Genomic DNA, 14,578 nt, shown 5'->3' on the forward strand with positions numbered 1-14,578 from the left:
TGAAAAAAGTTATGAATTTTATATAGGAAATTTATTTATCAGAGTTCCTGAAAAATATTCTATACCTAACTTGCAGTAACAAATGTTTAATTAAACTCATATGATATTTTGGAAGAAAAATATTAAGGAGTAATCATGTGGCTGATAAAGGAAGTTTAAAAATACAATGTTTTAATGGTGATAATTATATTCCAGTAGATGGCGCTAAAATTTATGTTAAAGAAAGTAACAGAATGGAAAATGCTACAGTTCCTATTCAATTAACTACAAATACAATTGGGTTAACAGATAAAATAGATTTAAGTGCACCACCTATAGAATATTCTTTAGATGAAAATAGCACGAAATTACCGTATAGTTTGTATGATATAACAGTGCAAAGAGAGGGGTTTCAAACATTAATAATAATAGGGTGTCAGATATTCCCAGATCAGGTTGCTTATCAGAGATGTAACTTGATTGAAAGTAGAAGTAATTCTAGACAAGAAAGAGTCATAGAGATTCAACCCAATAGACTTAATGGTAATTTTCCACCTAAAATTCCAGAAGAAGAAAATAAACCATTACCACCACCAACATCAGGAGTAGTTTTAGCTCAACCTGTTGTACCTGAATATATAGTAGTTCATCAAGGAACTCCTAATGATACATCAGCACCAAATTACAAGGTGCCATTTAAAGAGTATATTAAAAATGTTGCATCATGTGAAATTTATTCAACTTGGTCAGAAAATGCAATAAGAGCAAATATATTTTGTATAATATCATTTACTTTAAATAGAATATATACAGAATGGTATAGAGGAAAAGGAAAGAACTTTGATGTAACAAGTTCTACAGCTTATGATCATGCATTTAGTTATGGAAGAAATATTTATGATAGTATAAGTGTAGTTGTAGATGAGATATTTTCTACTTATGTTAAAAGAATAGGAAAAAAACAACCTCTTTTAACTCAATATTGCGATGGCAAAAAAGTTAATTGTCCACAATGGTTAAGCCAATGGGGCAGTCAAGGTTTAGGTTCAAAAGGTATGCCTCCATTTGAAATTTTAAAATACTATTATGGAAATGATATTGAATTGGAAACAGCTGAAAAGGTACAAGGCAGTCCTAAATCATATCCGGATTATGATTTAACTATAGGATCATCTGGGGAACCTGTTAAAACAATACAAAATCAATTAAATAGAATATCTCGAAATTATCCATTAATACCTAAAGTTGCAGAAGATGGAGTTTTTGGTTCAAAAACTGTAGATGCAGTTAAGGTATTTCAACAGGTATTTAATTTACCACAAACAGGAGTTGTTGATTATTCAACATGGTATAAAATATCTGACGTTTATGTAGGAGTAACTAAAATAGCAGAACTTAGAGGTTCTATTGATAAAGAGCGAATTTTTATTCCTCCAATAACTTTGGAATCATACAGTAAGAACATTCCTAATTTCTCTTATTTTGAATAGTGAATAAATAAGGATATCTCAAAAATAGATAACATATTTGAGATATCCTCTTAATTTATTATTTAAAATATACTATAAGACACATTTAAGGCATAATAAAATAAATAATAGATTAACATAGAGGAGCATATGGGTATATTATTTAACTTTATGTTTCTAAAGGTAATTAGAAAATTTAAGAGTTTAATACACCTTCAAAATTAAAACTAGGTATAAACCCTACATTATTAGTTCCATCATCCTGAATAAATCCATTTTTAAGTCCTATATCTAAAGAATATTGAATTAAACTATCATAATGTTTAGGGTTTAATGGCCTATTTATTTCAGGATAATTACATGCATTAAACATAGGAGTATATTGATTCATTAAACTAATATAAACACTATCTCCATACCTATTAAATAATAAATCAACAATTTTTTTTGAATCAAATAAAAGTCCTGGAAGTAATAAATGTCTAATAATAACTCCTTTAATTATATTTCCATTTGAATCAATTTTAGTTTTTCCAACTTGTTTAATCATTTCATCTATTATTGATAATGCATTTGATGCATACTCTTTAGCGTTTGAATATTTAATAGAATATTTATCATTAAAATATTTAAAATCAGGAAGATAAACATCTACATATCCATTTAAAGATTTAATAGTTTCAAGAGAATCATAACTGTTTGTATTATATAATATTGGAATAACTAATCCTTTTGATTTTGAAATTTCTAATGCTTCTATTATTTGAGGAACATAATGTGTTGGAGTGACTAAATTTATATTATGAGCCCCTTTTTCTTGAAGTTCTAAAAATATATCAGCAAGTCTTGTAATAGAGATATCTATTCCCTTATGTTCTTGACTTATATCGTGATTTTGACAAAATACACAACTGAAATTGCAGTTTGAAAAGAATACAGTTCCGGAACCATTTTTACCTGATATAGGCGGCTCTTCCCAAAAGTGTAGTGCTGCTCTTGCTATTTTAACTTTATCTGAGGCATTACAAAATCCTAATTCATTATTTAATCTGTTAACTTTGCAATTTCTATGACAAAGTACACATTGTTTTAACATATATGAATATTTCATACGTATCTCCTTAAGTAATTATCTCAAAATATATTTATAATATCATTACTATTTAAAAGTATAGTTTATTTATATATAAATTCATTATTATATTGGTAAGTCATATCATTTATTATACTAATGAATAAACTTTATTAGAACTTATATATTTTTATTATATCATGCTGTTATAGGTATTGAAAAAATCAGTATGTCATTTTTTTAAGTTATTATTCTAAATGTGAATCAATAAATTGTTTTTTATGTTTAAAATAAAAAATTATACATTGAGTTATAAAAATTAAACTTAATACTCCAAAAGCTGGATATAATCTTGTAATTAAGTTAGTGAATCCAATTTGGGAGATTGGAAGTGCTACAGCTAAAACTATAAAAATTCCCTTTTTGAATTTTATATTAAAAGTTTGTTCTAAAGTTTTACTTATAGAATACACATCTGAAACTTCTGTTGAAAACATTTCTAGCCAAATTATAACTAATAAAATAGCTTGAATAATATTACCAAATCTATTAGCAACAAGTAATAATGGAATTTCATATTTATATATATGTGGTTGATTAACTGTTAGCATAAGATTTATCATTGAACAAAGTATAGTAAGGCCTATGGCACCAATAGATATTCCTAAAACCATAGTTTTTTTCTTTTTAATTTGAGTACTAAGAGGAACAAGTACGCCAGAACAACAAAGTATATTATATCCAGCATACAATATTGTTGAAACTGCTAGACCGGTTTTTCTAGGCTTAAATCGAGTTAAATTTTGGAATGATATAGCATCTTTACAAAATAAAAAATATAAAATGGTAATTAATGTTATAGTGCATATTAAAGATGGTACAATAAATGAATTTATTTCAATTAATCCATCAGTATCACGTAGCAGAAAAAATAATGATATGCAGATCATTATTATAGATCCAATTAATTTAGGTATACCAAAAAATTGATTTATCAAAGCTCCACTACCAGCTAAAATTATAGATGCACTAGAAATAAGATATAAAGTAGTTATAAAACCAGTAAACTTGCCTATAACATTGGGACTTATTGTGTTAATTAAATCACCATACGAATTTAATTTATAGAATATGCTTATTCTGGATATAATAAGACCTATAAATATATAAAATATTCCACAAACCAATATTCCTATAAAACTTTTTATACCAAATGATGTAAAAAACTCTGTAATTTCTTTACCTGATGCCAATCCAGCACCAACAACTGTACCTATAAATACGGCAGCAACCTGAAGTATGCTAATAAATTGTTTTTTCAATTCTCATTCTCCTTAACAATATTTTCATTATTAATTATATAAGATAAGTATTTTATTTATTCTTCAATTATTCGCATAACACTACATTTCTTAGGAAAAATAAATATAAGATACTTAAAAGGGAGGTTATTGATTTTGAAAAAAATTATTTCAAAAATAATGATTTTAATTACAATCTTTATATTAATAGGCTGTAAAACTAATAACTCAAGTCAAACTGAAGTTGATGTATATGATAGTAAAAAAGCAATTACAGTAGCTAATGAATATTTAATAATATTACAAGAAGGGGATTTAGAGAAAGCTAAAGAATTATGTACAGATGAGTTTTTTTCAATTCAAAGGCAAAGTAATTTGGGCAATTTTAAAATTCAATCTTTCAAGGTTGATAAAACTGTAGATTCAGGTAATAAACTTTCAATTATATTTGATATAATAAGAGGAAATGATAATGGATCTAATAGTAGTTTAGACAAATATAATGTAAATGTTATAAAAGAGGGAGATGACTATAAAGTAAATGATTTGAAAACTGAAGAAGTAGCAGAAGTATATAGTATAAATAATCAATTAAGGATGAAGAAGTCATCTGAAGGTGAAAGTAAGCTTTTATTAAAACTTTCTGACATTCCTAAAGAGGTATATAATAAAGAAAGCGGAGCATTAGAAGAATTAAAAGTACCAAATAAAAATTTTTCATGTGCTGCTTTAGGTTATAACCAGGATAAAGTTACATATGTTACAACAGATGGAAAAGATAATTTTATCGGAATATTATACGTAAAAGAAAAAGATTCAGTTGCTACTATTGGAAGCAATGATGCTGATAAATCGCAAAATCAAGATAATACTAATGGAATACTAGAAAAATCACAAACTGAAAAAATGAGTAATTGTGGTGTATTAAGAAACTGTAAAATTGATAGTGTAGTATTTAACTCATTAGAGGATAAATTATTAGTTTCTTATAGTGAAAATGGTAAGGGAATAGGATTAAAGATATTTGACACTGAGAGTGGTGAGCGCTCTCCATTAAATGTTGAAGATAAATTTCCGATTGATAAGTATAATATAAAAGTTATGTATACAAGTGAAGAAGAAGTTACAATTAAAGTCACATTAGTGGAAGGAATAGGAAAAGTAAGGGATGATGAATCAGGAATTTATAATATTAATATACAAAAAGCAACTATAAATAAAAAAGAAGTTTAAATAATATATAAATTATTGGCTATGTTTTAAATAAATGTTTGTATTGTAATATTAACATTTATTTAGGACATAGCCAAATTATTAGATAAAGTATATAAGTATGAATAAAATTTGCTCATAAGTCATTTAAAAGTGGTTTAAGTTTTTCATTTAAATATGTTAAGCTAAATTAAGGCATATGGATTTGCTATTTTTTGATTATGTCTAAAGTAAAAGTATATAAATAGTATAACTAGGAGGAAATATGAATAACTTTTGGAATGGTAAAAGGTATCATAGTTTAAATTATTTTTTAAGAAACAAATTTGGTGAAAAAGTATTTAAAATATCACTAGATGGTGGATTTTCATGCCCTAATAGAGATGGAAAAATAAGCAAAGGCGGTTGTTTATTTTGTAGTGAAAGAGGTTCAGGTGATTATGCGGGAGATAGATGTTTTTCTATTACAAAGCAATTTAATGATGTAAAAACTATGATGAAAAATAAATGGAAAAATGGAAAGTATATAGCATACTTTCAAGCATATACTAACACTTATGCTCCTATTGAAGAACTTAGAAAAAAATATGAAGAAGCTATAAGTCAGGAAGATGTAGTGGCATTAGCAATAGCTACAAGACCTGATTGTCTAGATAATGATGTTTTAGATTTACTTGAAGAAATAAATAAAAAAGTATATGTTTGGGTTGAACTTGGTTTGCAAACAGTAAGTGATGAAACTGCTAAAAGGATAAATAGAGGATATACATTAAGTGTATTTGAAAATTCTATGATGAATTTAAAGAAAAGAGGCATAGATGTTGTTGTACATACTATATTAGGATTACCTGGAGAGAATCATGATGATATGTTAAAAACAATAGATTATGTTGCTCATTCAGGAGCCAAAGGAATAAAATTTCACTTATTACACTTAATGAAACAAACTCCTATGGTAAGATTATATGAAAATGGAGAACTAGAATTTTTATCACAAGAAGAATATATAGATTTAATATGCACAGGGATATCTATATTACCTAAAGATATGGTAGTCCATAGATTAACAGGTGATGCACCTAGAGATTTATTAATAGGACCATTATGGAGTTTAAAAAAATGGGAAGTACTAAATGCAATAGACAAATCTTTAGAAGATAATGATTTATACCAAGGCAAAAATTTTAAATAGCAAGTAATTTTGATTAAATATTGAAATAGATAAATGCCTAGAATATAGGGGGAGTGGCATAGATGAAAATAGATGTTATAATATCAGCTGATTATATAGAGGAAAGCAGAATTAAAAATAAAATAGTTGTTGTAATTGATATGTTTAGAGCAACATCTGTTATAACAACAGCAATTAGTAATGGATGTAAGGAAGTAATACCGTATCTTACAATAGAAGAAACAGTACAAGCATCAAAAAATTTAGAAAAAGGTACATATTTATTAGGTGGAGAGAGAAAAGCAGTAAAGATAGATGGATTTGATTTAAGTAATTCACCATTAGAATATACAAGTGAAAATGTTAAAGATAAAACAGTGCTTATGACAACAACAAATGGTACCAGAGCACTTACAAAATGTTTGCCAGCAAAAAGGATTTTTATAGCAGCTATGATTAATGCAGAAGCTGTTGCTAAAAAACTTTTAGAAATTAATGAAGACATAGTTATAGTTAATGCAGGGACTAATGGAGAATTTTCTATGGATGATTATATATGTGGTGGATATATAATAAATACTATATTAAATAAAAAGAAAAATATAGATCTTACAGATATAGCTAAAACATCAAATATGATATATGAAAGTAATAAAAATACTATAAATTATATTAAAGAAGCTAGACACTATACAGTTATGAAAACTTTAAAATTAGATAATGATATAGAGTATTGCATAAAGAAAAGCATAATAGATATAGTTCCAGAATATTATAATGGAAAAATAAAGACCACATTTTAAAATATAAGTGGATATTTTTATATAAATAAAAATACTTGTATTGATTTTAAAAAGATAACATACTAAACTTTAATTAGTAGTATAATATATACTACTTTATTCAAGGGGATTATTAAATTAAGGGGGAGTACTTTTGAATATCAATACAAATTTATTAGAAATAGTTAATGAATTTTCAATGTTATCAGATGTAGAGGGAATTCTACTAGGAGGATCATACGGGAGTAAAACAAGTGATGAAAATTCTGATTATGATGTTTATGTTTATTTAACTAAAGATTTAAGTTTAAAAGATAGAAAGAGGATTACCGATAAATGTTGTTCTTATATAGAATTAAATAATACTTTTTGGGAATCAGAAGATGATGGTATATTAAAAGGATGTAATATACCTATAGAAATAATATATAGAAATATTGAATGGATTGATTCAACATTAAATAGAACATTAATCAAATGTGAAGCAGATGTAGGATATACAACATGTTTTTGGAGTAATATTATAAATTCAGAGATACTTTATGATAAAAATGGTAAATTAACAAATCTAAAAGAGAAATATAAGTTACCTTATCCTTTGAAATTAAAAAGAAATATAATAGAAAAAAATTATCAATTATTAAAATGTAAAAGTCCAGCATATTATTATCAAATAGAGAAAGCATTAAAGAGAGAGGATTTTATTAGCATAAATCATAGAATAGCTGCTTTCTTAGCTAGTTATTTTGATATTATATTTGCAATAAATGAATTTCCACATCCGGGTGAAAAAAAGATTTTAAAAATTATAAAAGATAATAATTTTATAATTCCTAAAAACATGGAGAGTAATATTAAGGAATTGTTACAATCCTCAGTAGAAGAAGATAATACCATTTTATATAAAATGGATGAATTAATAAAAAATTTAGATATATTATTAGAAAATGAAGGGTTCATTATGAAGAATAGGTGATATGAATTATGGAAAAAATAACAGAACTGTTAGAAAAGCTAGGTTTTTCAAAGATAGAAGCCTCAGTATATATAGACTTATTAAAAAATTCTACATTAACAGGATATCAAATTGCTAAAAATTTAAATATTTCTAGATCTTCAGTGTATGCTGCATTAGATAAATTATATAAAAAAGGAATAGTATTTTTACTACCAGGAAATACTCAAGTTTATAAAGCTGAGAGTCCATCTATTTTAATAAATAAGATGAAAAATGAATTTATTGAAACAACAGAATTATTAGAAGAAAAGTTAAAAGAATTAGAAACATCAACTGCTGATGAAAGGTACTTTAATATAGAGGGTTATGACAACATCATTATAAAAATAAAGCAGATGCTATTAAGTGCAAAAAAAGAAGTTTATATAAATACAGATTTTAATTTAAATATTTTTGCTAAAGAGCTTAAGGAAATTTCAGATAGAGGAATTAGAATAATTGTATTCTCATTTTCTAAATTAGAAACTAATGAATTACCTATTGAAATTTATGCTCATGAAGAGACTAATTGTTTAGGAAAAGAAACAAGAATGATGTTAGTAGTAGATTGTGAAAGAACATTGGTTGCTGATCAAGGAAAACATAGAGAAGAGATGCTGGGTACTTTTACTGATAATATTCTTATGTGTTCAATAATATCAGAACATATTCATAATGATATATATCTTCTAAAATTAAAGAATAAATATAAGAATAATTTAGTTACTAAAGATATCAAATTAAATACAATATTAGAAAATAGATAATTAAATATTATAGTTTAAATATATATTATGACTTAAAATATAGAGAATAAGTAAAGGACTATCTCAAGTTTATAAAACTTAATAGGATAGTCCTTATTTTTAAAATACTTGGAATATAAGGAATTTTAAATAATAGCTTTCATCTGAATTCCAAAGAATTGGATGATCACATGATTGAGTTCTAAATTCAACTTGTCTTAGCATCTTTCGTGCATCTTGGGCTGCTTCTAAAACTGTTTTTCTTAAAAGTTCTTCGCTCATATAATGAGAACAAGAACAAGTAATAAAGTATCCACCAGATTTAACTAATTTCATACCTCTTAGATTTATTTCCTTATAGCCTCTTTTAGCTGCATTAATTGTATTTTTTGATTTAGTAAATGCAGGAGGATCAAGTATTACTACATCAAATTTTTTCTCTTCTCTTGACCATGCTGGTAATACATCAAATGCATTATGACATTCAAACTTAACTGTAGCTTGTAAATTATTAAGTTCCGCATTTCTAGTAGCGCAATCAATAGCATGTTGAGAAACATCTATACCAAGTACAGATTTAGCACCTGCAATACCTGCATTTAATGCAAATGATCCAGTATGAGTGAAACAATCTAAAACCTCTTTATCTTTACATATTCTATGTATTGCTGCTCTATTTTCTTTTTGATCTAAGAAAAAGCCTGTTTTTTGGCCATTTGCTAAATCAACTATGTATTTAACTCCATTTTCTATAATTTCAACATTAGTATCAAATTCTTCTGTTAAGAAACCTTTAGTTTGTTCTAGACCTTCAATTTCTCTAGTAGCAATATCACTTCTTTCATAAATACCTTTAGCATTATATTCTTCAATTAATAGTTTAACTATTAAATCTCTATATTGATCCATACCTAGTGTAGAAATTTGGACTACATAATAATCTTCAAATTTATCAATAGTTAATCCAGGCAAAAAGTCTGCTTCACCAAATACAAATCTACAAGATGATGTATCAATAACCCCTTTCCTATAATCGAAGGCAGTTTTAAATCTTCTTTTAAAGAAATCTTCATCTATAGATTCATTTAAGTCTCTCGTCATTATTCTAATTGTTATTTTACTTTTATCATTTATATAACCTTTTCCAATAAAATAGCCTTTATGATTATATACTTCTACAATATCCCCATTTTGGTATTCACCATCATATTCATTAATTTCATCAGTATATATCCAAGGACGACCATGCTCAGCTTTCCCACTACGTCCTTTATGTAAATAAAATTTACTTGCCATATTATAAAAGACTCCTTCCAAAATAATTATTATATTTAATAATAGGCATTATTTATGAATTACTAAAATAAATTTTTTTCTAAATTAGTATAATAATTTTTTAATTAAAATAAAACCTAAAAAAATTATAAACCAGAATAAAACTGATTTATAATCTTTCTTAAATATCTCATATGATTATAACATAATAATTATCTAATATTTAATTATTTTATTATGTTTAAAAATATAACTAATTATTTAAATTTTTAATTAAATCTTTGATTTTTTCAGCACATCTTTGTCCTTTACAACACCCTAATCCAGCACCAGTATCTTTTTGAACATCTTCATAAGTTTTAGCACCGTTTTTTATAGATTGTTTAATTTTAGATCTAGTTACACTTTTGCAAATACAAGTCTTTGTTAATTTATCTAAAATTTCTTCATTTAAATTATTATTCATAAATTCTCTCCTTAAAATTCATTTTATTATTATAATTAAAACATTATATTATTGAATAGTAAATATCAATTAATAAAATATATTATAAGTTAATTATTATTTTAAATAATTAACTTATAATATAATAGCTTAAAACATAAATAAATAAATATGCATTTTAATTATTTTATATAACTAAAATTATATTTTTATTAAACAAACAACTATAAAAATATAGAAAATCAATTTAAAAGTAAAAAAATCATAAATTGTTATATTTATAATAGGATTTTTTTATGTTATCTTTTTTTATAAAAATCATTATGTTATAATTACCTATATAATAAAAATTAAGTAAAACAGTAAAAAAATTCAAATAAGGGGGACAGTTTTAATGTTTAGACGACTTAAAAACAAAAAATTTTTATCATCGATAGTAGCATCAATGATGGTATTTACTTTATTTACACCGATAACAGTAAAAGCAGATACTAAAACTGATACTAATAATGAAGTTATTGATTTAACTGGAGATGAAACAGTTAATGGTAACAAAGATGTTCTTTTGGCCAAAGATGGAAACGTTAACTTGCAAATTTTAACAACTACAGATTCTCATGGTAGATTTCTACCATATGACTATGCTGTAAATGTGGCTGATAATTCAGGAAGTCTTGCACAAATATCAACTGCAGTTAATGATTTAAGATCTAAAAATCCTAATAATACAATTGTTGTTGATGCAGGAGATATTATTCAAGACAATTCAGAATCATTATTTATAAATGATTCAAATAACCCAATGATAACTGCTATGAATAAAATAGGATATGATACTATTACTTTGGGAAATCATGAATTCAATTACGGTATACCAGCTTTAAAAAATATAATGAAACAATTTAATGGTACTGTATTAGGTGGAAATGTATATGATACTGATGGCAAAACAAGAATTGCAGCACCATATAAAATAGTTGAAAGAAGTGGAGTTAAAGTAGGAATAATAGGTATGGTAACACCTAATATAACTAAATGGGATGCGGCTAATTTAAAAGGATACAAAGTTACTAACCCTGTAGAAGAAACTAAAGCTGCAATTGCGGAACTTAAAAAGCAAAATGTAAACACAATAATAGCTGTTAATCATATTGGTGAGACACAAGAATATGGTACTGAAGGATCAAGTGCTATTGATATATTAGAAGAATGTCCAGAAATAACTGCTTTTGTTGCAGCACATTATCATGTGAAAATAGCTGGAGACTATTATTATGATCATAAGATATACTCTTTAGATGCTAGCAAAAATAAAGTTACAGCAGTAACAAAAGATGGAACAATTACAGATGCAACTATGGAAGATTACAATAAAGCAAAAGCTAATGGAACAGTAATAATTGAAGCATATAAATGGGCTAAAACTCTTGGACAAATTAATATTAATTTAACTAAAAATTCTAATGGAGAATATGTAGTTGCAAATAAAGGAGCAGATATTACAACAAAGCTTTATGATATGGCTCCTAAAAATGGAACTGCTGTTCAAGCTGATAATGAACTTACAAAATCATTAGCAAGTTATAATCAAAGAGCAATTGATGATGCTAATACACCAATTGGTACATTGAAAGATGGAAATTTAACACCACCAAATGAAATTAAAGGAATAGATCAAGCAAAACTTCAACCTACACCAATGCTTACTTTAATTCATAATGTTCAAATGTATTATGGTGAAAAAGTAGCAAATCATAAAATAGATGTTTCATCTGCAGCAGTATTTAAAGATGGACAAAACATAGCAGCAGGAACTATTAAGAAATGTGATACTGCTAATATATATAAATTTGATAATACATTATATGTTCTTAAAATGACAGGAAGTCAACTTAAGAAATATATGGAATGGTCTTTTGGTTATTACAATAAATATAACCCTGGAGATTTAACTGTTTCATTTAATAAAGCTATACCAGGATACAATTTTGATATGTTTGGTGGCATAAAATATAATGTAGATGTATCAAAAGATGTTGGAAATAGAGTAGTTAATTTAACAAGAAATGATGGAAGTAAAATAAATGATTCAGATGAACTTTATGTAACAGTTAATAACTATAGAGGTGGAACTCAATTATTAACGCCTGGAGTTATATTTAAAGAAGGAGAAGCTCTTCCAACTTTTGTAGGAAAATCAGAAGAAACTGCTGGATTAGGTGATGGAAGAATAAGAGATTTAATTGGAAAATATATAAATGAAGTTAAGGGCGGAACTATAACTCCTGAATGTGATAATAACTGGAGTATTATAGGTAACAATTGGGATAAAGAACAAAGAAAAAAAGCAATACAATGTATTAATAATGGAAGTGTAACTTTATCTGGAGTTGCAGAAGAACAAACATCTTCTAATTCAAAATCTGTAACTTGGGATGATGTAAAAAATAAATAAAAATTAAGTTTTACCACTAAGTAAATATAAAAATAAATTTTAAAAAAGATTGTAAAGTCATAGGGGTTAAATTATTGTATCTCTATGACTTTGCTTTGTTTTAAATATAATATTAAAAAAATAGTTATGTTTTAAATGAAAATTGATACTATTTTAAAACATTGTACAAACAATAGGAGTAATTATGAAAAAAGTAAACAGAAATAAGTATATATGTATAACTACATTAGCAATAATTATAATAGGATTATTTACATTTTCAATTGTAGAAAGTAATAAGCAAAGATTTAATATTAATAGTAATTACTTTTTTGCAAAAGCAAGAGTAGATAAAATAGATTATGATGATACTAATAAATTAGAAGATGAAAACAATCAGGTACTACAAACTAAGCAGGAATTTGAAATTACAATACTTAATGGTAATCATAAAGGTGAAAAATATAAGATTAGAAATACTATAGAAGCTATAGATATACATAGAATAATTGTTAGCGAGAATGATGAAATATTAATAAATTATACTATTTCGGATAAAGATGAAACAATAAATTCAATACATTTATATGAGATAGTTAGGGAAAGCTATTTATATATTTTAATAGGAATATTTATATTATCTGTTATTTTAATTTGTGGTAAAAAAGGTGTTAAATCAATAATAACTCTGATTTTTACAGGTTTTATGATAATAAAAGTATTACTTCCAATATTAATTAGTGGATTTAATCCATTAATAGCAACAATTATAGTATGTATTGTAACTGTAGCATCTTCATTATTTTTTATAAATGGAATAAATAAAAAAACAATAGTTTCAATACTTGGAACAACTGGAGGCATAATAATTGCAACTATTACAGCAATTATTATAGGTAACTTGTGCAAAATAACAGGGCTTGCTGAAACTGAATCCCAAATGATAGCATATGCTAATGCGAGTATAGGGCTTAACTTTAAGCAGATAATGTTTTCTGCTATAGTAATTGGTGCTCTAGGAGCTGTTATGGATGTGAGTGTGTCAATTACGTCAGCTATGGATGAGGTATTACAGATTAAAAGTAATATAACAAAAAAAGATTTTATAAAAAGTGGTATGAATATAGGTAAAGATATTATAGGTGCTATGTCTAATACTTTAATTTTGGCTTATGCAGGAGGAGCATTTAGTTTAATATTTTTACTTGCAGCTCAAAAAATGACTTATGCAACTATTGTTAATATGGAGATAATAACAACAGAAATAATAACAGCTTTTGCAGGTAGTCTTGGAATTGTTTGGACTGTGCCTATTACAGTGTTTGCAATGGCCACTTTAGTTTTTAGAAATAAGTTTAAAACTATAAAAAAATAAATTTAAAACCATCAATTGACATTTAAATAACGTTAATATATAATGATTACAATAAAAGACTGTGATTAGGAAAAGTATTTTAAATTCAACTTTTAGAGAGTAGCTGTTTGGTGCAAAGCTATAGGAGAATTAAGAGAAAATCACCTAGGAGTTAGAGGCTGAAAGGTTTTACCGATTAAGTTTTCTCGTTAGCCAGCGTTAAAGGATAGAGTATGTTTGTACTTGAAATGAGACATTTAATAATTATATTGAATGTTTACCTTAGGTGGTTTGCGAATTCAACTTCGTCCTGTGGGATGGAGTTTTTTTTATAGTCAATT

At 25.8% G+C, this 14,578-nt stretch carries 12 protein-coding genes and 1 other annotated feature; of the genes, 8 read left to right on the forward strand and 4 right to left on the reverse strand.

The genetic code is table 11. The annotated features are described in order from the left end of the window. Positions 1-137 precede the first annotated feature (137 nt). A complete protein-coding gene (locus KYD98_RS18445) occupies positions 138-1,469 on the forward strand; it encodes a peptidoglycan-binding domain-containing protein (RefSeq protein ID WP_219780539.1) in 1,332 nt (443 codons plus the stop codon). Between the two features lie 175 nt (positions 1,470-1,644). On the opposite strand, the gene KYD98_RS13345 is transcribed toward KYD98_RS18445, so the two are convergent. Next, positions 1,645-2,559, reverse strand: coding sequence for a radical SAM protein (locus tag KYD98_RS13345; RefSeq protein WP_219780540.1), 915 nt, complete (start codon positions 2,557-2,559; stop codon positions 1,645-1,647). A 209-nt stretch (positions 2,560-2,768) separates the two neighbouring features. After that, complete coding sequence (locus KYD98_RS13350) at positions 2,769-3,842, reverse strand: YkvI family membrane protein (RefSeq protein WP_219780541.1); 1,074 nt, start codon at positions 3,840-3,842, stop codon at positions 2,769-2,771. 135 nt (positions 3,843-3,977) lie between these two features. On the opposite strand from KYD98_RS13350, the gene KYD98_RS13355 reads away from it, so the two are divergent. The 5 genes from KYD98_RS13355 to KYD98_RS13375 all read left to right on the forward strand — a co-directional run bounded on the left by KYD98_RS13355 (position 3,978) and on the right by KYD98_RS13375 (position 8,750). Beyond that, positions 3,978-5,054, forward strand: coding sequence for a hypothetical protein (locus KYD98_RS13355; RefSeq protein WP_219780542.1), 1,077 nt, complete (start codon positions 3,978-3,980; stop codon positions 5,052-5,054). 244 nt (positions 5,055-5,298) lie between these two features. Further along, on the forward strand, positions 5,299-6,225 hold the full coding sequence (gene mnmL / locus KYD98_RS13360) for a tRNA modification radical SAM protein MnmL/YtqA (protein WP_219780543.1): 927 nt from the start codon (positions 5,299-5,301) through the stop codon (positions 6,223-6,225). A 62-nt stretch (positions 6,226-6,287) separates the two neighbouring features. Continuing rightward, positions 6,288-7,007: a 2-phosphosulfolactate phosphatase family protein gene (locus KYD98_RS13365; protein ID WP_219780544.1), complete on the forward strand. Its 720-nt coding sequence runs from the start codon at positions 6,288-6,290 to the stop codon at positions 7,005-7,007. Positions 7,008-7,140: 133 nt separating this feature from the next. After that, complete coding sequence (locus tag KYD98_RS13370; protein ID WP_219780545.1) at positions 7,141-7,962, forward strand: DUF4037 domain-containing protein; 822 nt, start codon at positions 7,141-7,143, stop codon at positions 7,960-7,962. 8 nt (positions 7,963-7,970) lie between these two features. Beyond that, positions 7,971-8,750 carry a TrmB family transcriptional regulator gene (locus KYD98_RS13375; RefSeq protein ID WP_219780546.1) on the forward strand — a complete coding sequence of 260 codons (780 nt, stop codon included), beginning with the start codon at positions 7,971-7,973 and terminating at the stop codon, positions 8,748-8,750. Positions 8,751-8,849: 99 nt separating this feature from the next. Here KYD98_RS13375 and KYD98_RS13380 read toward each other — a convergent pair whose 3' ends face one another. Beyond that, positions 8,850-10,025, reverse strand: a complete 1,176-nt coding sequence (locus tag KYD98_RS13380; protein WP_219780547.1) for a class I SAM-dependent rRNA methyltransferase — start codon at positions 10,023-10,025, stop codon at positions 8,850-8,852. Between the two features lie 232 nt (positions 10,026-10,257). Next, positions 10,258-10,470 (reverse strand): (2Fe-2S)-binding protein, encoded by a 213-nt coding sequence (locus tag KYD98_RS13385; RefSeq protein ID WP_219780548.1) that lies wholly within the window; start codon positions 10,468-10,470, stop codon positions 10,258-10,260. A 373-nt stretch (positions 10,471-10,843) separates the two neighbouring features. On the opposite strand from KYD98_RS13385, the gene KYD98_RS13390 reads away from it, so the two are divergent. Then, positions 10,844-12,904 (forward strand): 5'-nucleotidase C-terminal domain-containing protein, encoded by a 2,061-nt coding sequence (locus tag KYD98_RS13390; protein WP_219780549.1) that lies wholly within the window; start codon positions 10,844-10,846, stop codon positions 12,902-12,904. A 184-nt stretch (positions 12,905-13,088) separates the two neighbouring features. Then, complete coding sequence (locus KYD98_RS13395) at positions 13,089-14,258, forward strand: YibE/F family protein (protein WP_219780550.1); 1,170 nt, start codon at positions 13,089-13,091, stop codon at positions 14,256-14,258. Between the two features lie 52 nt (positions 14,259-14,310). Continuing rightward, positions 14,311-14,553, forward strand: a binding site (T-box leader). The last annotated feature ends 25 nt before the right edge of the window (positions 14,554-14,578 follow it).

The organism is Clostridium weizhouense (genome assembly GCF_019431045.1).
GTDB classification, from domain to species: domain Bacteria; phylum Bacillota; class Clostridia; order Clostridiales; family Clostridiaceae; genus Clostridium; species Clostridium weizhouense.